The 16,393-nt window shown below is 68.7% G+C and carries 14 protein-coding genes; 8 read left to right on the top strand and 6 right to left on the bottom strand.

Annotation, left to right across the window (positions count from 1 at the left end; genetic code table 11):
- Position 1 precedes the first annotated feature (1 nt).
- Positions 2 to 634, top strand: a complete 633-nt coding sequence (locus FHR66_RS12475) for an SMI1/KNR4 family protein (protein ID WP_160970172.1) — start codon at positions 2 to 4, stop codon at positions 632 to 634.
- A 67-nt stretch (positions 635 to 701) separates the two neighbouring features.
- Here FHR66_RS12475 and FHR66_RS12470 read toward each other — a convergent pair whose 3' ends face one another.
- From FHR66_RS12470 to FHR66_RS12460, 3 genes are all read right to left on the bottom strand, one after another.
- Positions 702 to 1,541: a TSCPD domain-containing protein gene (locus FHR66_RS12470; protein ID WP_160970170.1), complete on the bottom strand. Its 840-nt coding sequence runs from the start codon at positions 1,539 to 1,541 to the stop codon at positions 702 to 704.
- Positions 1,542 to 1,629: 88 nt separating this feature from the next.
- Complete coding sequence (locus FHR66_RS12465) at positions 1,630 to 2,319, bottom strand: hypothetical protein (protein WP_160970168.1); 690 nt, start codon at positions 2,317 to 2,319, stop codon at positions 1,630 to 1,632.
- Between the two features lie 192 nt (positions 2,320 to 2,511).
- Positions 2,512 to 5,784, bottom strand: coding sequence for an LAGLIDADG family homing endonuclease (locus FHR66_RS12460; protein ID WP_160970166.1), 3,273 nt, complete (start codon positions 5,782 to 5,784; stop codon positions 2,512 to 2,514).
- 495 nt (positions 5,785 to 6,279) lie between these two features.
- On the opposite strand from FHR66_RS12460, the gene FHR66_RS12455 reads away from it, so the two are divergent.
- A complete protein-coding gene (locus FHR66_RS12455; protein ID WP_160970164.1) occupies positions 6,280 to 7,716 on the top strand; it encodes a Do family serine endopeptidase in 1,437 nt (478 codons plus the stop codon).
- A gap of 10 nt (positions 7,717 to 7,726) precedes the next feature.
- On the opposite strand, the gene FHR66_RS12450 is transcribed toward FHR66_RS12455, so the two are convergent.
- Entirely contained in the window at positions 7,727 to 7,954 is a 228-nt protein-coding gene (locus FHR66_RS12450) for a hypothetical protein (RefSeq protein ID WP_160970162.1), read from the bottom strand.
- Positions 7,955 to 8,201: 247 nt separating this feature from the next.
- Between FHR66_RS12450 and FHR66_RS12445 the strand changes: the two genes are divergently transcribed.
- The 6 genes from FHR66_RS12445 to FHR66_RS12420 all read left to right on the top strand — a co-directional run bounded on the left by FHR66_RS12445 (position 8,202) and on the right by FHR66_RS12420 (position 13,079).
- Positions 8,202 to 8,573: a hypothetical protein gene (locus tag FHR66_RS12445; protein ID WP_160970160.1), complete on the top strand. Its 372-nt coding sequence runs from the start codon at positions 8,202 to 8,204 to the stop codon at positions 8,571 to 8,573.
- A 7-nt stretch (positions 8,574 to 8,580) separates the two neighbouring features.
- The gene (locus FHR66_RS12440; protein WP_160970158.1) at positions 8,581 to 9,057 is read left to right on the top strand and encodes a phage holin family protein; all 477 of its coding nucleotides are present in this window, start codon (positions 8,581 to 8,583) and stop codon (positions 9,055 to 9,057) included.
- Complete coding sequence (locus tag FHR66_RS12435) at positions 9,054 to 9,548, top strand: hypothetical protein (protein WP_167087836.1); 495 nt, start codon at positions 9,054 to 9,056, stop codon at positions 9,546 to 9,548. The genes FHR66_RS12440 and FHR66_RS12435 overlap by 4 nt, the downstream gene beginning before the upstream one ends.
- Positions 9,549 to 9,722: 174 nt before the next feature.
- The gene (locus FHR66_RS12430) at positions 9,723 to 10,835 is read left to right on the top strand and encodes an AI-2E family transporter (protein WP_160971099.1); all 1,113 of its coding nucleotides are present in this window, start codon (positions 9,723 to 9,725) and stop codon (positions 10,833 to 10,835) included.
- Positions 10,836 to 10,945: 110 nt separating this feature from the next.
- Complete coding sequence (locus FHR66_RS12425) at positions 10,946 to 11,659, top strand: HAD family hydrolase (protein WP_160971097.1); 714 nt, start codon at positions 10,946 to 10,948, stop codon at positions 11,657 to 11,659.
- A 49-nt stretch (positions 11,660 to 11,708) separates the two neighbouring features.
- Positions 11,709 to 13,079, top strand: a complete 1,371-nt coding sequence (locus FHR66_RS12420) for a M17 family metallopeptidase (protein WP_167087834.1) — start codon at positions 11,709 to 11,711, stop codon at positions 13,077 to 13,079.
- 494 nt (positions 13,080 to 13,573) lie between these two features.
- Here the strand turns inward: FHR66_RS12420 and hglS are convergent, their stop codons facing one another.
- Complete coding sequence (hglS, locus tag FHR66_RS12415; RefSeq protein WP_160971089.1) at positions 13,574 to 14,935, bottom strand: 2-oxoadipate dioxygenase/decarboxylase HglS; 1,362 nt, start codon at positions 14,933 to 14,935, stop codon at positions 13,574 to 13,576.
- Positions 14,936 to 15,690: 755 nt separating this feature from the next.
- Positions 15,691 to 16,281 carry a hypothetical protein gene (locus FHR66_RS12410; RefSeq protein ID WP_202395015.1) on the bottom strand — a complete coding sequence of 197 codons (591 nt, stop codon included), beginning with the start codon at positions 16,279 to 16,281 and terminating at the stop codon, positions 15,691 to 15,693.
- Between the last annotated feature and the right edge of the window lie 112 nt (positions 16,282 to 16,393).

Raw genomic sequence — 16,393 nt, 5'->3', positions numbered from 1 at the left:
AATGCTTGAGCGAATCCGCGATCATTTGAGAGTTATTGCACCAGAAGTGGAGAAGGCACTGCTCCCGGCAGCCAACGAACTAGAGATCAAGGCGCTGCAATCAGCATTGGGGCGCCCATTGCCTGAGGATCTCGTGGCAGTCTATCGCGAAAGTGCAGGTTTGAATCCTGATGTCACAGCAAATTTCGCTCTAGGATTTTCTTTCAGGGATGTGGCAACAGTGACTTTCGAGATCGAAAGAAGCTCCTGCGACAACGATGCAGGAGCTTCTGCCCAATTCGCGGACAAGGGAGTCCGCCCCGTGCTGAAACTTGGAAAGGATCGCTTGGTGATTGGAAGCGACTTTTCCCAGTGCAGCATTTGTGTTGACCTGTCTCCCGAAGAGAACGGGACCTATGGCCAGATCATATTTATAGATCAAGAATGGGGAGTAGCACTTCTATTAGCGCGCTCGATGAATGAATTTCTTCAAAAATTCGAGCAGGACCTGTCCATTGGGAAATACAGCCTGGCGCAGGATGCTCTGGATGACGGCGTCCAGTGGCTAAGCGCGACAAGAGACATCGATGTTGGCAACTGGTACAACTCGCCAACTTGGTCGTATGTCAACCATCCCCACATTCGCAGGACATAGTTCAGCGACTTACAGCATTAGCAGATCGCCCTGCCAAGCGCTCAAACCTGGCGGCCTTGCGGGTCGATCACCCACACTTCGAGTACCCACAATTCAAACACGTCGCACACCCGTCCATGATCACCAGCGCCTTGGTATTGCACTTGTGGCACATCGTGGCCGACGGCGGGAAACTCGCGCCGTCGCCGGTGACGGCGATGTCCTCTTCGTGGTCGGCGGTGGAATTCGCGGCGGCCGCACCCTCATCCGCCCTTCGGGCACCTTCTCCCGCAGGAGAAGGAACAGCCGGCTTCACTTCACTGTTTTTTTTTGAGCGCTCTTCGTACTGCTTGCGCTTCTCGGCGATCAGCGCGCGCTGGTGGTCGCTCATTTCCGGGTCGTGCAACAAGCCGATCGATTTCATGTGCTCTTCGACGATGCTGCCCAGTTCGGCGACCAGCGACGGCATGTAAACGCCGCCGGCCTTGAAGTAGCCGCCCTTGGGGTCGAACACGGCCTTCATCTCGTCGACCAGGAAGGTGACGTCGCCGCCCTTGCGGAACACGGCGGACATGATGCGGGTCAGCGCCACGATCCACTGGAAGTGCTCCATGGACTTGGAGTTGACGAAGATTTCGAACGGGCGGCGCAGTTCGTGCTCGGTGCCGGCGTTGAGCACGATGTCGTTGAGGGTCACGTACATGGCGTGTTCCACCAACGGCGATTTGATCTTGTAGGTGCTGCCGATCAGCACGTCCGGGCGCTCGATGCGCTCATGCATGTGGATGATGTTGTCGGCAGGCGCTTCGGCCTCGGCGGTGGCACGGTCGATCGACGAGGCGGGCACCGCGGCGGCGGCGTCGCGCGCCTTGTCCTCGGGGGTGACGACGGCGTAGCCCTTGATTTTCTGGTCGATCTTGATGGCCATGAGGCATGCGTTCCTGGAAATGCGGATCGGGACGGGCGTGGGCCCGGCCTCTCTCCCGCGCGCGGGAGAGAGGGTGCTGCGGGACGGCTTACTTGCGGGCGCGGGTGGCCGCGGCCTTCTTGCCGGCGGCCTTCTTCACTGCGGCGCTCTTCTTGGCGACCTTGGCGGTGCTCTTCTTGACCGCCTTGGCGGCCTTGCCCACGGCCTTCTTGGCCACGGCCTTGCGCGCGCCCACGCTCTTCTTCACCGCGCTCTTCTTGGCGACCACCGCCTTCTTGGTCACGGCCTTCTTGGCGGCGACCTTCTTGACCGCCTTCTTCGGCGCGGCCTTCTTGGCGGTCACTTTCTTGGCCGGGGCCTTCTTGGCGACGGCCTTTTTCGCAACAGCCTTCTTGGCAGCGGCCTTCTTCGCCGGGGCCTTCTTCGCAGCCGCCTTCTTGGCGGTCTTCTTGCCGCCCTTGGTCAGCGACGCCGCTTCGGCCTGGGCGCTGGCCTTGGCCGCTTCCAGCTTCTTGCGCGCGCTGGCGACGGTCTTCTTGACCGCCTTGCCGGCCTTCTCGGCGCGCTTGGCCACGGCCTTCTCGGCCTGCTTCACCGCCTTGCGGGTCTTGGCGACCTGGTCCTGCACGCGCTTCTGCACATTCTCGGCGGTCTGCTTGACGCTGGCGACGGCTTCGCTGGCGGTGGTGGCGATGGTCTCGCCCATGTTGGTGGCGGTTTCTTTCACGTTCTCGGCGACCTGCGTCAGCGTCGCCGTTACTCCGTTGCCATTGCTCATAAAACCCTCCTCAGGGTGTCAGTGTTTATGTAACGCGGGCGATGCTATACCGATTGCAGCGAAGCGGGGAGCCGGAAACGGCGACACGCGGCGGACGGTGGGGAAACGTTGGGAAATGGCGGCGCGCCGCGCTCCGAGGCTCCCCACCGCCGCCCTCCCCTCCGCCGGCGCGGAGGGGGAAACGGGACGGCGTCAGAACTTGCCGTAATACCCTTCTTTCAGCGCATCGAACAGGTTGGCGGCGGTGTGCATCTCGCCGTCGTATTCGATCTGTTCGTTGCCCTTGACCTCGACCACGCTGCCGTCTTCCAGCTCGAAGCGGTAGGTGGTGTTCTCCAGGTCCGCCTCCTTGACCAGCACGCCCTGGAAGGCGGCCGGATTGAAGCGGAACGTGGTGCAGCCCTTCAGGCCCTGCTGGTGGGCGTAGCGGTAGATGTCCTTGAACTGCTCGTAGGGGTAGTCGGTGGGGACGTTGGCGGTCTTGGAGATGGAGCTGTCCACCCACTTCTGCGCGGCGGCCTGCACGTCCACGTGTTCCTTGGGGTGGATGTCGTCGGCGGCGATGAAGTAGTCCGGCAAGCGCGCGGCGGCGTCCTCGGCGAACGGCATCGCCTTGGGGTTGACCAGGTGGCGGTAGGCCAGCAACTCGAAGGAGAACACGTCCACCTTCTCCTTGCTCTTCTTGCCCTCGCGGATCACGTTGCGGCTGTAGTGGTGGGCGAAGCTCGGCTCGATGCCGTTGGAGGCGTTGTTGGCCAGGCTCAGCGAGATGGTGCCGGTGGGGGCGATGGAGCTGTGGTGGGTGAAGCGCGCGCCCACTTCGGCCAGTTCCTCGACCAGCGCCGGCGCCACTTCGGCGATGCGCTGCATGTAGCGGCTGTACTTGGCGTGCAACAGACGGCCTTCGATGCGCTCACCGACGCGCCAGCCGTCGCGGGCCATCTCCGGGCGCTGCCGCAGCATCGCCGCGGTGACCTCGAAGGTCTCCTGCATGATCGGCGCCGGGCCCTTTTCCTTGGCCAGCGACAGCGCGGTCTCCCAGCCGGCCACGGCCATCTCGCGGGCGATGGACTCGGTGAACTCACAGGACTCGGCGCTGCCGTATTTCATGCGCAGCATGGTCATGGTCGAGCCCAGGCCGAGGAAGCCCATGCCGTGCCGGCGCTTGCGCATGATCTCGTCGCGCTGCTGCTGCAGCGGCAGGCCGTTGACCTCGACCACGTTGTCGAGCATGCGGGTGAACACCCGCACCACTTCCTTGTATTCCTCCCAGTCGAAGCGGGCGCGCTCGGTGAACGGGTCGCGCACGAAATTGGTGAGGTTGATCGAGCCGAGCAGGCAGGCGCCGTAGGGCGGCAATGGTTGCTCGCCGCAATTGTGGGCGTGCAGACCATTGCCGTCGAAGGTGTTGATGCCAGGGACCTGCACGTCGTAGACGTCTTCGATGCCGTCGGCGGCCACCGACTGCACCGTCGCCACGAAGCGCTCGCGGTTCAACTGGCGACGGTAGCCGGACAGCAGCGCCTTGAGGCGGTTGGCCTTGGCGGTGTCGGCAAAGCCCACCCGCTGGGCGAAGGCATCGAGGTTGTCGCCGCTGACAACCAGTTCGTGCTGCGCCTTGGTGGCGTAGGCACGCGTGCCGCCGTGCCCGTCGGGGAGCGACGCGGTGCCTGCGGGACGCCGGTCGCGGTAGATCTGCGAGGCGATGCCCAGCCGCAACAGCATGCGCTGTGCTGCCTCCAGCCGCGCCAGGTCGGACTGTGCCAGGCGCACGCTGACGCCCTTCTCCTGGCTGCCCTGCACCGAGCCGTCGGTGTCGAACAGGCCACGCAGGAAGCCGCGGTGGAAATCGCTGGAGGTCTTCTCGACGGCCGGCGTAATCGCCTTGTCGCCCGGACGCAGGCCCAGCTCCAGGGCCAGATCGCGCAATGCGGCCGACTTCAGGCGGTACTCGCCACGGTCGCGCACCTCGCTCCAGCCGGCGAAGTCGGCACGGTGCGGCAAGCTGCGCGCGCAGCGCAGGGCTTCGTCCATCAGCGCCACCGGTGCCAACGGCGCCGCGTTGACGGCGGCGGCCTGCGACCAGACAGACAACACGGCGGCTTCCTGCTTGAGCGTGCCGTCGCCCACCAGCATGCCGAGCAGAAACCCTTCCTCGTAGCTGCGCGCGCCGTCCCACTCCGCACCGGCACGGTGATTGTTGAGCAGCACCCGGTCGCCTGCGACCAGTTGGTCCGCCTGGCACCATTCGGTGTCCAGCGACCAACGGGTCTGGCGCACCACGCGCCGCACGCGGTGATCCTCGGTCAGGCGCAGTGCGTAACCTTCCTGCGTCTGCAGTCGCACCACCTGCTTGTGCGCGGTCTTGAAGAAGCCCTCCGCACCGGTCGTATGGTCGCCGCCATCCACCCGCGCCAGGAACTGCGTTCCCAGCAGATCGGCGACCTGACGCGGCCCCTGGGCGGTCTGCACCCAGGTATCGGCAGTCACGCAAGGATTGGTCGCGCGGATGGTCTCGCACCACCAGTTGTTGTTCATTTCGTTGACGCGGTCGATCAGGATGAAGCCCGGCTCGGCGTAGTCGTAGGTGGAGACCATGATCATGTCCCACAGGTGGCGGGCGCGGATGTGCCCGTACACCTTGCACGCGACCAGGCCGTCGTCGCGCACGATGTAGTCCTTGTGCGTGGGCCAGTCGCGCCAGACCACGGCACTGGCGTCGGCCAGGTCGACGTCGGCCTCTTCCTTGCGGTTCACCGGGAACACGAGCGGCCAGTCGGCGTCCTGCTCCACCGCCTGCATGAAGCCGTCGGTGATCAGCAGCGACAGGTTGAACTGGCGCAGGCGCCCGTCCTCGCGCTTGGCGCGGATGAAGTCCTTCACGTCCGGGTGGGACACGTCGAAGGTGCCCATCTGCGCGCCACGGCGGCCGCCGGCCGAGGACACGGTGAAGCACATCTTGTCGAAGATATCCATGAACGACATCGGCCCGGAGGTGTAGGCGCCGGCGCCGGCCACGAACGCACCGCGCGGGCGCAGCGTGCTGAACTCGTAGCCGATGCCGCAGCCGGCCTTGAGGGTTAGGCCGGCCTCGTGGACCTTCTCCAGGATGCCGTCCATCGAGTCGGTGATGGTGCCCGACACGGTGCAGTTGATCGTGCTGGTGGCCGGCTTGTGTTCCTGCGCACCGGCATTGGAAGTGATGCGCCCGGCCGGGATCGCGCCGCGGCGCAGCGCCCAGGCGAAACGCTCGAACCAGTAGGTGCGCTGCTCCTCGCCGGCCTCGGCGTCGGCCAGCGCACGGGCCACGCGCAGGTAGGTGCCGTCGATGTCGGCATCCAGCGGCTCGCCCTGCTTGGTCTTGAGCCGATACTTCTTGTCCCAGATGTCCTGCGACGCCGGCTGCATCGGGATGGGGTCGTGCTTGGATCCGGTCTGGACGACTTCCAGGCGCACCGTACTCATTCTGCTGTGTTCTCCTCGAACCTGTCCCGATGGGGCGGATGGATGGTCATCCGCCGTGTGTCTTGTCTATATCGCACTTGCGCTGCACGGCAGAGACGGCCGCGGCAGCGCACGCGGCGGCTGCCCTCGACCGATCGAAATTCCCCGAATCCGCGACCTTCCCTGTCACCGTCCCGTCATGCACCGCCGAACGCGCCACCGGATGTGAAATCCTGGTGAAGAAAACCCTACGTCTAGTGCCGTACCGACGCGATACCGCTACATGTAGTGGCTATTGCACGCGTGAACGCTAACCCCGGGCAGGCCGACTGTCAACGTCGTCGCGCGCCGATCACATGCCGTCAAGTTGCTGCGCACGCGGAGCGCCGGCCTGGCCTTGCGCGGACCGCGCTGGCGCGCTTTCACTGGCGGTTAAACGCCGCGCGTTCATCTTGATTTACGCGCACGCGCGCCCATCTGGCCCCACGTCTCCCGCGTTCCCCGGAAAACCCACCCATGCGACCGCTGCCTACGCTGCTGACCCTGACCGCCGCCGCTGCCTTCGGCGGTTTCGCCGCCACCGCGATCAATGCGCAACTGGACAACCGCGCCGAGGCCGCGCCGGTCGCGGCGGCGCCGCCGCTGTCCGGGGCCGCGCGCCTGCCGTCGGCGGTGGCCGGCGAGCCGCTGCCGTCGCTGGCGCCGATGCTGCAGAAGGTGATGCCCGCGGTGGTGAGCATCAACACCAAGCAGGTCGTGCGGGTGCGCAATCCGTTCTTCAACGACCCGATCCTGCGCCGCCTGTTCCCGGACATCCCGCAGGAGCGCATCAACGAGTCGCTGGGTTCGGGCGTGATCATCGATGCGAAGAACGGCTACGTGCTGACCAACCACCACGTGGTGGAGAACGCCGACGACGTGCAGGTGACCCTGGCCGACGGGCGCAGCTTCAAGGCCGAGTTCATGGGCTCGGACGCGGACACCGACATCGCGCTGATCCGGATCAAGGCCGACAACCTCACCGAGATCCGCCTGGGCGACAGCGACAAGCTGCGCGTGGGCGATTTCGTCGCCGCCATCGGCAACCCGTTCGGCTTCACCCAGACCGTCACCTCCGGCATCGTCTCGGCGATGGGCCGCAACGGCATCCGCGGCCTGGGCTACCAGAACTTCATCCAGACCGACGCCTCGATCAACCCGGGCAACTCCGGCGGCGCGCTGGTGGACCTGCGCGGCGAACTGGTCGGCATCAACACCGCCAGCTTCAACCCGCAGGGCAGCATGGCCGGCAACATCGGCCTGGGCCTGGCGATCCCGTCGAACCTGGCGCGCGCGGTGGTCGACCAGTTGATCAAGAACAACGGGGTGATGATCCGCGGCACCTTCGGCATCGAGACGCAGAACCTGACCACGCAGATGGCGCAGGGCCTGGGCCTGTCGGCGCCGCGCGGCGCGCTGGTGACGCGGGTGCTGGCCGGGTCGGCGGCCGCCGCCGCCGGGCTGCAGCCGGGCGATGTGATCACCGGCGCCAACGGCGAGCGCCTGGACAGCGCCGAGGCGCTGCACAACTACGAGGGCTTGCAGCCGGTCGGCAGCACCGTGACCCTGGACGTGCGCCGCGACGGCAAGCCGCTGCAGCTCAAGGCCACGCTCAAGGAACAGCCGCGCGCGATCAGCGGCGAGTCGCTGGACCCACGGCTCAGCGGCGCCACCTTCACCGACCTGCCCGAATCGCTGCGCCAGTCCGGCATTTCCGGCGTGCTGATCGGCAACGTGGCGCGCGGCAGCCGCGCGGCGCGCAACGGCCTGGCCGGCGGCGACATCGTGGTGGCCGCCTCGGTCGGCGAGTTCGCCGACCTGGCCAGCTACCGCGCCAACTTCGCGCGCAAGCCGGCACAGTTGGTGCTGCGTGTAGTCCGCGGCGGCGCGCAGGCCGACCTGGTCATGCAGTAACCCGCCGCGCTCATGCCAGGCGCGCGGCGTAGTCGTCGCGCACGTGCTGGTTTAGATAGGTAGTGAGGCCGCGCCCGGCCGCGGCCAGGCGCTGCATCTCCACGACGTGGAGCAGGCCGGGATGATGGCCGTCGTAGCGGTAGGTGGCGCCGTCGGCGAAGCGCAGCACGATCCAGTCCGGGCCGCTGTCGTAGGCGACCACTCCCGCGTGGCCGCTTCGATTGCCGTAGGCGCGCATCGCGATTCCTCCGGGACATTAGGGTGGCCAACAAAACGTGGCGAGCAGCTGCCCGTCTGGTGGCCGCGCAGTCGTTTTGCTGGCCGCTCTTGGCCGCTCGCCGGCGAGCGCCGACACTATGGCGCATCGCCTGCGGCGGCGAGCTAACACCCCGTACACCCCGCCGATGGTATTTGTGTCGCCCCCGTTCTGCGCAGCGTCCGCATTGGCGGACGGCAGGCCCCCAAACCCCAGAGGAGACATGCCCATGAATGCCAGCCCGACCAATACCGAGAACCTCAAGGACAACCTGAGCGAAGCCGGTTCGCACCTGAAGTCCGCGGCCAGCTACGCCGGCGAGGCGATCAAGGGCGCTGCCGGTGCCGCCGGCGAGGAACTGAAACTGGGCAAGGCCAACGTCAAGGCCGAGCTGTCCGACAGCGCCCTGTCCGGGCTGGCGGCCGCCGAGTTCGGCGGCGCGGCGGCGAAGGAGCAGGTGGACGTGCTGCTGGACAAGGGCCGCGACCTGATCGACAGCGCCGCCGAGCTGATCCGCGAGCGCCCGCTGGCCTCGTTCGGCGTGGCCTTCGCCACCGGCTGGATCATCGCCAAGCTGGCGCGCAGCGGCGGCGACAAGTAAGCCGCGCGTGAGCGAAGAGCAGGCCCGCGCCGACGGCGCCGCGGCAGACGCCGCGGCGGCACCGTCGTTGGAGGAATCCTTCCGCGCGTTCGGCACCGCCGGGCGCGAAGGACTCAACGCCACCCTGGACACCGGCCGCGCGTTGCGCAAGCTGGTGGCCGCGGATCTGGCCCTGGCCCGTGCCGCACTGGCGCGGGCGCTGGTGTGGCTGACCGTATCGGTGGCGTTCGGCGCCTCGGCGTGGATGCTGCTGATGGGCGCGATGATCGCCCTGCTGCAGCGCATGGGCTGGTCGTGGCTGGCGTCGATCTCGGCGACCGCCGCCTTCAGCCTGGTGGTCACCGCGCTCGGTGCGTGGCAGGCGCTGCGCTACTTCGACATGAGCAAGCTCGACGCCACCCGCCGCCAGCTGGCCAAGCTGGGCATCGGCGGCGACGACGAGGACGGCGACGAGGATGTCGCCAAGCGCGAGGCCAGGTCATGACCCTGCGGCAATTGCAGCACCGCATCGCCCGCGCCGAATCGGTGCTGGAAGGACGCCAGGAGCAGGTGCGCACGCATTGGGCGACCCTCCAGCAGGTCTGGCGCGAAGGCTGGACGCCGTGGCGGATCGTGATCGTCGGTCTGGGCACCGGCTTCCTGGTCGGGCGCGCCGAACCGGCCGCCGTGGTCGGCAAGCTCGGCGGCGCACGCTGGCTGCAAATGCTCAGCGCCGTCTCCAGTCTGATCAATGCGACGACGGCCAAGAGCGCCTCGGATGACGCCGAACGCGCCTCCGACGATGCCGAGGAGGCCGCAGACACCGCGCAGGACGCGGCCGTGGACGCCGCCACACAGGCACCGCCCCCCGCCGCACCCGTTCCCCCGCCCGCTGCCCGCCCGCAGCCGCCGCGGCCGCCGATGGCCTCGCGCCCCGGGCAGCCCGCCGCCGCCGAAGCGGCCACCGATCTGTCCGAGCGTCAGGGCCGGCCCTGAGTTTCCCGCGGATGCGCGCGGGTGATGGCATTCGGCCGCCACGCCGCACGCACGCGGCGGCCACGCGGCCTTGATATCGCGCCGGCCACGATCCGGCCTACACTTCGTTTCCTTTTCGACGCCGTTCGGCGCGTGCCCTGCAGCGCGCGCCGAGGCCACTGCATCGCAGGTCCGATGAGTACAGTTCCCGATCCCGCGGCCGTCGCCGACGACGCGCCGCACGGCGCCCTGCCGCCGCCGCCCGCCCCGCGCCCGCGCGGACCGGTCTCGCTGGTGGTCCTGGCCACGCTGGCGGTCTGCTACACGCTGTGGGCGGCGCAGGACGTGATCCTGCCAATTCTGCTCTCCGCCTTCTTCGCCCTGGTCGGCAATCCGATCCTGCGCGTGCTGCAACGGCTGTATCTGCCGCGCTTCCTGGCCGCGCTGCTGGTGCTGCTGTCGGGCATGGCGGTGGCGACGACACTGACCGTGCAACTGGCCGGGCCCGCCGCCGAGTGGGCGCAGCAGGCGCCGGCGCAGCTGCGCCACCTCGCCACCCAGGTGCGCGACCTGACCAAGCCGATGCAGCAGGCCAACCAGGCCGCGGAGAACTTCGCCCGCGCCGCCGGCGGCGAGAGCGGGCGCCGCGTGCAGGTGATCCGCACGCAGATGGACGACCCGTACAAGGCGCTGGTGCGAACCCCGCGGCTGGCCGCCTCGGCGCTGGCGGTGGTGCTGCTGACGTTCTTCTTCATGGTGTTCGGCGAGAACCTGCAACGCCACGCGATCGCGTTGCTGCCCAGTCGCCAGCAACAGAAGTTCACCACCGAGATCCTGCGCTCGATCGAACGCGAGGTCTCGCGCTACGTGCTGACCATCACCGTGATCAATACGCTGGTCGGCCTGGTCTTCGCCGGCATCCTGATCCTGCTGGGCATCGCGCCGCAGGAAGCGCTGCTGTGGGGCACGGTGGTGGCGCTGCTGAACTTCGCGCCATACGTGGGGCCGCTGATCGGCGCGATACTGATGCTGCTGATGGGCTTCGTCGCCTTCCGCGATCCGCTGAGCGCGTCGCTGCCGGCGATCCTGTACCTGGGCCTGCACACCCTGGAAGGCCAGGTGGTGACGCCGATCGTGCTCGGCCGGCGCATGGCGATCTCGCCGCTGATGCTGATCCTGGCGCTGATGCTGTTCGGCTGGCTGTGGGGCATGATCGGCCTGCTGCTGGCGGTGCCGCTGCTGGTGTGCATCAAGATGGTGCTGGCGCGGGTGGAGGGCATGCAGCGCTGGGCGCGGTTGCTGGAGTGAGGCTGGGATTGGGGAGTCGGGATTGGGGATTAGCGCAAGCGCGCGTGCTGTCTACCGGGCGTGGGGCGCAGGGGTATCAGCGCTTGGCGTAAAATGCGCCGGTGACTTCCATGCCCTCCTTCCCCGTCCGCGCGATCACGCTGGATCTGGACGACACGCTATGGCCGTTCGCGCCGATCGGCGCGCGCATCGAACAGGTGCTGCACGACTGGCTGCTGCAGCATAGTCCGGCCACAGCCGCGCGCTTCCCGGTCGCGGCGATGCGGCAGTTGCGCGAAGAGGTGTTCGCCGCGCATCCGCACCTGCACCACGACCTCAGCGAACTGCGCCGGCTGACCCTGCGCCGCGCGCTGCACGAGAGCGGGGCCGACCCGGCCTTGCTGGAACCGGCATACGCGGTGTTCCATGCCGCGCGCAACCAGGTGGAGTGCTATCCGGACAGCATCGCCGCGCTGGAGCGCATCGCCGCGCGCGTGCCGGTGGTGGCGCTGAGCAACGGCAATGCCGACCTGGCCACGATCGGCCTGGACCGGCATTTCGCCTTCCAGCTCAGTGCCCGCGAGCACGGCGCGGCCAAGCCCGACCCGGGCATTTTCCGCGCTGCCTGCGCACGCCTGGGCCTGCCCTGCGCGCAGGTGCTGCACGTGGGCGACCACATCGAGATCGACGTAGTCGGTGCGATGCAGGCCGGCCTGCGCGGTTGCTGGATCAACCGCGACGCGCAGGCCTGGCATCCGCAGATCCCGCCCGACCTGCACTTCGACACCCTCACCGGCCTGGCCGACTGGCTGGACACGACCCAGCCGGCCTTCGCGCGCGCCTGACCCGCGCGTACTGGCCCGCCGGCCACCTCTCTCTTCCAAGGATCCGCTGATGTCCCTGCCGACCGGCTTCACCGACGCCTCTTCCCACGCGCTGCCGCTGTACGTGCTCGACCGCGAACACCTGGCCGAATGGCGCGCGGCACAATCGCCGGCCTGGGTGGCGTGGATGGACACCCAGCAATTCATGGTCACACCGGGCAGCGTGTTGCTGCTGCCGGGCGCCGACGGCGTAGCCGCTGCGGTGCTGGGCGTCGGCGATCGCGGCGATGCCTATGCCTATGCGCATGCTCCGTACGCGCTGCCAGCCGGCAGCACCTGGCGGTTGGAGACTGCGCTGGACACCGATGCGCTGGCGGCGCTGCACCTGGGCTGGGGCCTGGGCAGCTACCGCTTCGCCCGCTACAAGCAACCGCCGCGACTGCCGGCGCAGTTGTTGGCCACGCCGCAGGCGGAAGTGCGCGACCTGATCGCCGCCAGCCTGCGCGTGCGCGACTGGGTCAACACGCCGACCGAGCACATGGGGCCGGAGCAACTGGAAGAGGCCGCGCGCGCGATCGCGCAGGAACACGGCGCGCAGTTCGAGAGCATCGTCGGCGATGCGCTGCTGGAGCAGAACTTCCCGGCGATCCACGCGGTCGGCCGCGCCTCGCACCGCGCGCCGCGGCTGCTGGTGCTGCGCTGGGGCGAAGAAGCGCATCCGCACGTGGCCCTGGTCGGCAAGGGCGTGTGCTTCGACACCGGCGGCCTGGACCTGAAACCGGCCGACGGCATGCGCAACATGAAGAAGGACATGGGCGGCGCCGCGCACGCACTGGCACTGGCCGGGCTGGTGATGGCGCAGCGCCTGCCGCTGCGGCTGACCGTGCTGCTGCCGGCGGTGGAGAATGCGGTCGGTCCGAACGCGTTCCGCCCCGGCGAGGTCATCGCCACGCGCCAGGGCACCAGCGTGGAGATCGACAACACCGACGCCGAAGGCCGCCTGGTGCTGTGCGATGCGCTGGCCTATGCCAGCGAGCAGCGCCCCGACGCGATCCTGGATTTCGCCACCCTGACCGGCGCCGCGCGCATCGCCCTGGGCCCGGACCTGCCGGCACTGTTCAGCAACGACGACACGCTGGCGCAGGCCTGGATCGCCGCCGGCGAGCGCACCCGCGACCCGGTCTGGCGCATGCCGCTGTGGCGTCCTTACCTGCGCTACCTCACCAGTTCGGTCGCCGACCTGGCCAATGCCGGCTCGCGCATGGCCGGCGCGGTCACCGCCGCCCTGTACCTGGAGCGCTTCGTGCCGGCGCGGCAGGCGTGGGCGCACCTGGACGTGTACGCCTGGAACGACAGCGACCGCCCCGGCCGCCCCGCCGGCGGCGAAGCGCTGGCGCTGCGCTCGGCCTACGCCATGCTCAAGGCGCGTTACGCGGGGTAAGCCGGGTTCGATGGGCTGCGCGGCCAAGGGTCGCGCGCAAGCAGACGCTGCGCCGGTGGCTAGGCGGTATCGCGCGGTGCACGGCTTGGCATGCATCGCGTGCAGGAGCCGCTTCGGCCGCGATGCGCGGTGGTGTGAGCATGTTTGTCTTCGGATGCCGTCGGGACTGAAGTCCCTCCCACATTGCACCCGCCACACCGACCGTGGCCCTGTAGGAGCGGCTTCAGCCGCGACACGCGGTGCTGCGAGCATTGGCCGACTTCGGATGCAGTCGGGACTGAAGTCCCTCCCACAATGCACCCGCCCCGCCGACCGCCCTCTCGTGGGACGGCTTCAGCCGCGACGCGCGGTGGCGTGAGCACTACCGTCTTCGGACACCGTCGGGACTGAAGTCCCTCTCACGGTGCACCGCCACATCGGTCGTGTGCGTGTAGGGACACGACGATGGGAAACCGCTGTTGCGATTCCCCAATCCCCACTTCCCAATCCCCGCTTCAACCCGCCAGCGCCTGCAGCGAATCGCGTTCGATGCCGGCGTAGATGGCGAACTCGTCGTGCACCGTCGCGCCCAGCGCCTGTTCGAACGCGGCGCGGTTGGCGTGGGCGGCGTAGGCGCGCTGTTCGCCGCCGCCGAGGTTGGACTGGAAGATGCCCGCGGCGCTGACCGGCAGGAAATCCTCGTAGACGATCGGGTCGGCGCTGGCCAGGCCGTCGGCGATCAGCGCTTCGGCCGGCTTGCCGGCCAGGGCGGCGGCGCCGGCGGCGCGACCGGCGTCGGTGAGTGCGTAACGGAAATAGCCCAGCCCCTCGCGGCGCAGGGTGGCGTAGTCGTCGGGGAAGTCGGCGAAGGCGGCCTGCAGGCGCGTGGCGTAGTCGGCACCGGCGCTGCCCTCGGCCGCGCGGGCGCGCTCCAGCAGTGCGTCGTACAGCGCGCGACCCTTCGGCGTCAGGGCCAGGCCGCGCTGTTCGATCTCGCCGAACCGCGCGGTGTGGTTGCCAGCCTCGGCGCCGTCCGCGCCTGCGGGGAAACGCACGGTTTCCTCCAGCGCCTTGAAGCTGGTCTGGCGCAGCAGGATCGGGCAGGCGCGGCGCGGCGGGCCTTCGATCACCGCCTTGGCGTCGATGCCCCGGCGCAGCATCTCCGCCTGCGCCGCGTCGATGTCCAGGGTGCGCGGGGTCAGGTGGTTGATGTGCGGGCCGTGGAAGCTGACCACGTCGGCGATCAGCTTGTGCGCCTCGCTCAGCGCACGGTAGGTCGGCAGGCTCACGGTCGCGTCGCTGTGCCAGCGGAAGGTCTCCAGCGCCTCGGCGACGAAGCGCTGCGCGTCGGCCTCGGCCAGGCCACCGTCGCGTTCGCACTGCGCGATCAATTCAAGGGCGCCGTCGGTGAAGATGCGCCGCTTGGCCAGGATCTGCGCCGCCTGTTCGCGCAGCGCCGGGTCCTCGATCAGCTCCAGCCGCAGCAGCGAGGTGAACACGCGGAACGGGTTGCGCGCCAGCGCCGCCGCATCCAGCGGGCGGAATGCGGTGGAGTGCACCGGCACGCCGGCCACCGACAGGTCGTAATAGCCCACCGGCGCCATGCCCATCACCGCGAACAGGCGGCGCAGCGTGGCCAGTTCCTCGGCGGTGCCGACGCGGATCGCGCCATGCCGCTCCTGGTCCAGGCGCGCGCGTTCGTCGTTGCGCTGCAGCTGCGCCTCCAGCGCCGGGTCGGCGGCCAGGGTCTGCGCATTGACCTGCGCCACCAGTTCCATCAGCGTGCCGTACAGCGGCACCTCGGTGCGGTACATGTCGGACATGGCCTGCGCGAACAGGCTGCGGATAGCGTCGGGCGAAACGAAGGCGTTGGTCATCGGGCGGTCCGGAGCGGCAATGGCGCCGGCAGCAGGACCGGCAGAACGCCTATTCTCGCGCCGCGGCGGCGGCGCGGCCAGTGTGGATGAATGGGCGGCGGCGCATACCGGTACGGCACGGGAATGGCCGGCACCGCTGTCTCCTTCTCCCGCCGGGAGAAGGTGCCTCGCAGGGGCGGATGAGGGGACGGGCGCAGCCTCGGGCACCCACACTGCGTGAGGCGCTGCGCGCCCGACCCTCACCCCAACCCCTCTCCCGGAGGGAGAGGGGCGTGAGCATCAGCGATTCTTTATGCGCGCGGACGACACCGCTGTCTCCTTCTCCCGCCGGGAGAAGGTGCCCCGCAGGGGCGGATGAGGGGACGGGCGCAGCCTCGTGCTCCCACACTGCGTGAGGCGCTGCGCGCCCGACCCTCACCCCAACCCCTCTCCCGGGGGGAGAGGGGCTTGAGCATCAGCAATTCTTTATGCGCGCGGACAGCACCGCTATCTCCTTCTCCCGCCGGGAGAAGGTGCCCCGCAGGGGCGGATGAGGGTACGGGCGCAGCCTCGTGCACCCACACTGCGTGAGGTGCTTCGCGCCCGACCCTCACCCCAACCCCTCTCCCGGAGGGAGAGGGGCTAGGCCTCCGGTTGGCGTTGGAGCACGCCGCTGGTGAAGCCTGCATCCTCACTCGCCGCGCGTGGCAGTGCAGGGATGCGCACGACGTGGACGTGAGTCCAGGCGGCGGCGGTGCCGTCGCACTGCCGTGGGCCTATTGCGAACGCGTAGCCCCGTCCTGGGGCTGCTCCGCGGCCCGGTCGCGTGCGGCGCGGTCGCCCAGTTGCCGGCGCAACAGCGCATCCAGCACGATCGGGCGGTCCCAGTGGTCGTAGCTGGCGACAATGGCGTGACGCAGCGTGCGGTAGGCCAGTGAGCCGGGCGGCGCGTCCAGTCCGGTCGCCACCGCCGCCCAGCCGGCCGGCGCGCCGGCGGCCGTGCGTGCGCGCACCACCTCGCGGTACGGCCGCCCCACGGCCTTGGCCAGAAACGCGGCGACATAGACATCGCGCGGCGGCCAGTGGCGCTCGCGCAGCAGGACCTCGGCATAGCCGTGCGGCATCTGCGCGTAGCGCGCAACCTCGTCGAGGAAGCTGTCGGGGTAGCGCGCGGCGTAGCGGTCGATGTCCAGCAACTGGCGATCGATCCAGGCATCGTCGGTGCCGGGCACCTCCACCGGGGCGGCGTCCGTGGCGTCGGCAGTAGCTGCGCGCGCGGGCACCGCCGCATCCTGCGCCAGGGCCGGACCGGCAGCACACAGCGCGGCGCACACGAGCAGACCGGCAGGAGACGGAAATAGGCGCATGGGTCGATTCTGCCGGAGACGACGGGAACTGTCAGCGCGGTGAGCAAGGAGAACAGCCGATGAGTGCGTGCACTGCGGCCTCGGCGGTGTCGCGGCTGAAGCCGCTCTTACG

Source organism: Xanthomonas sp. F4 (assembly GCF_011761895.1).
The sequence above is the reverse complement of the archived record's forward strand: the minus strand, read 5'-3'. Positions and strand labels throughout refer to the sequence as shown.

What these genes read in the sequence shown, in the direction of transcription:
- FHR66_RS12475 (WP_160970172.1), top strand. Translation starts at nt 2, where the DNA reads ATGCTTGAGCGAATCCGCGATCATTTGAGAGTTATTGCACCAGAAGTG.
- FHR66_RS12470 (WP_160970170.1), bottom strand. Translation starts at nt 1,541, where the DNA reads ATGGCCATCAAGATCGACCAGAAAATCAAGGGCTACGCCGTCGTCACC.
- FHR66_RS12465 (WP_160970168.1), bottom strand. Translation starts at nt 2,319, where the DNA reads ATGAGCAATGGCAACGGAGTAACGGCGACGCTGACGCAGGTCGCCGAG.
- FHR66_RS12460 (WP_160970166.1), bottom strand. Translation starts at nt 5,784, where the DNA reads ATGAGTACGGTGCGCCTGGAAGTCGTCCAGACCGGATCCAAGCACGAC.
- FHR66_RS12455 (WP_160970164.1), top strand. Translation starts at nt 6,280, where the DNA reads ATGCGACCGCTGCCTACGCTGCTGACCCTGACCGCCGCCGCTGCCTTC.
- FHR66_RS12450 (WP_160970162.1), bottom strand. Translation starts at nt 7,954, where the DNA reads ATGCGCGCCTACGGCAATCGAAGCGGCCACGCGGGAGTGGTCGCCTAC.
- FHR66_RS12445 (WP_160970160.1), top strand. Translation starts at nt 8,202, where the DNA reads ATGAATGCCAGCCCGACCAATACCGAGAACCTCAAGGACAACCTGAGC.
- FHR66_RS12435 (WP_167087836.1), top strand. Translation starts at nt 9,054, where the DNA reads ATGACCCTGCGGCAATTGCAGCACCGCATCGCCCGCGCCGAATCGGTG.
- FHR66_RS12430 (WP_160971099.1), top strand. Translation starts at nt 9,723, where the DNA reads ATGAGTACAGTTCCCGATCCCGCGGCCGTCGCCGACGACGCGCCGCAC.
- FHR66_RS12425 (WP_160971097.1), top strand. Translation starts at nt 10,946, where the DNA reads ATGCCCTCCTTCCCCGTCCGCGCGATCACGCTGGATCTGGACGACACG.
- FHR66_RS12420 (WP_167087834.1), top strand. Translation starts at nt 11,709, where the DNA reads ATGTCCCTGCCGACCGGCTTCACCGACGCCTCTTCCCACGCGCTGCCG.
- hglS (WP_160971089.1), bottom strand. Translation starts at nt 14,935, where the DNA reads ATGACCAACGCCTTCGTTTCGCCCGACGCTATCCGCAGCCTGTTCGCG.
- FHR66_RS12410 (WP_202395015.1), bottom strand. Translation starts at nt 16,281, where the DNA reads ATGCGCCTATTTCCGTCTCCTGCCGGTCTGCTCGTGTGCGCCGCGCTG.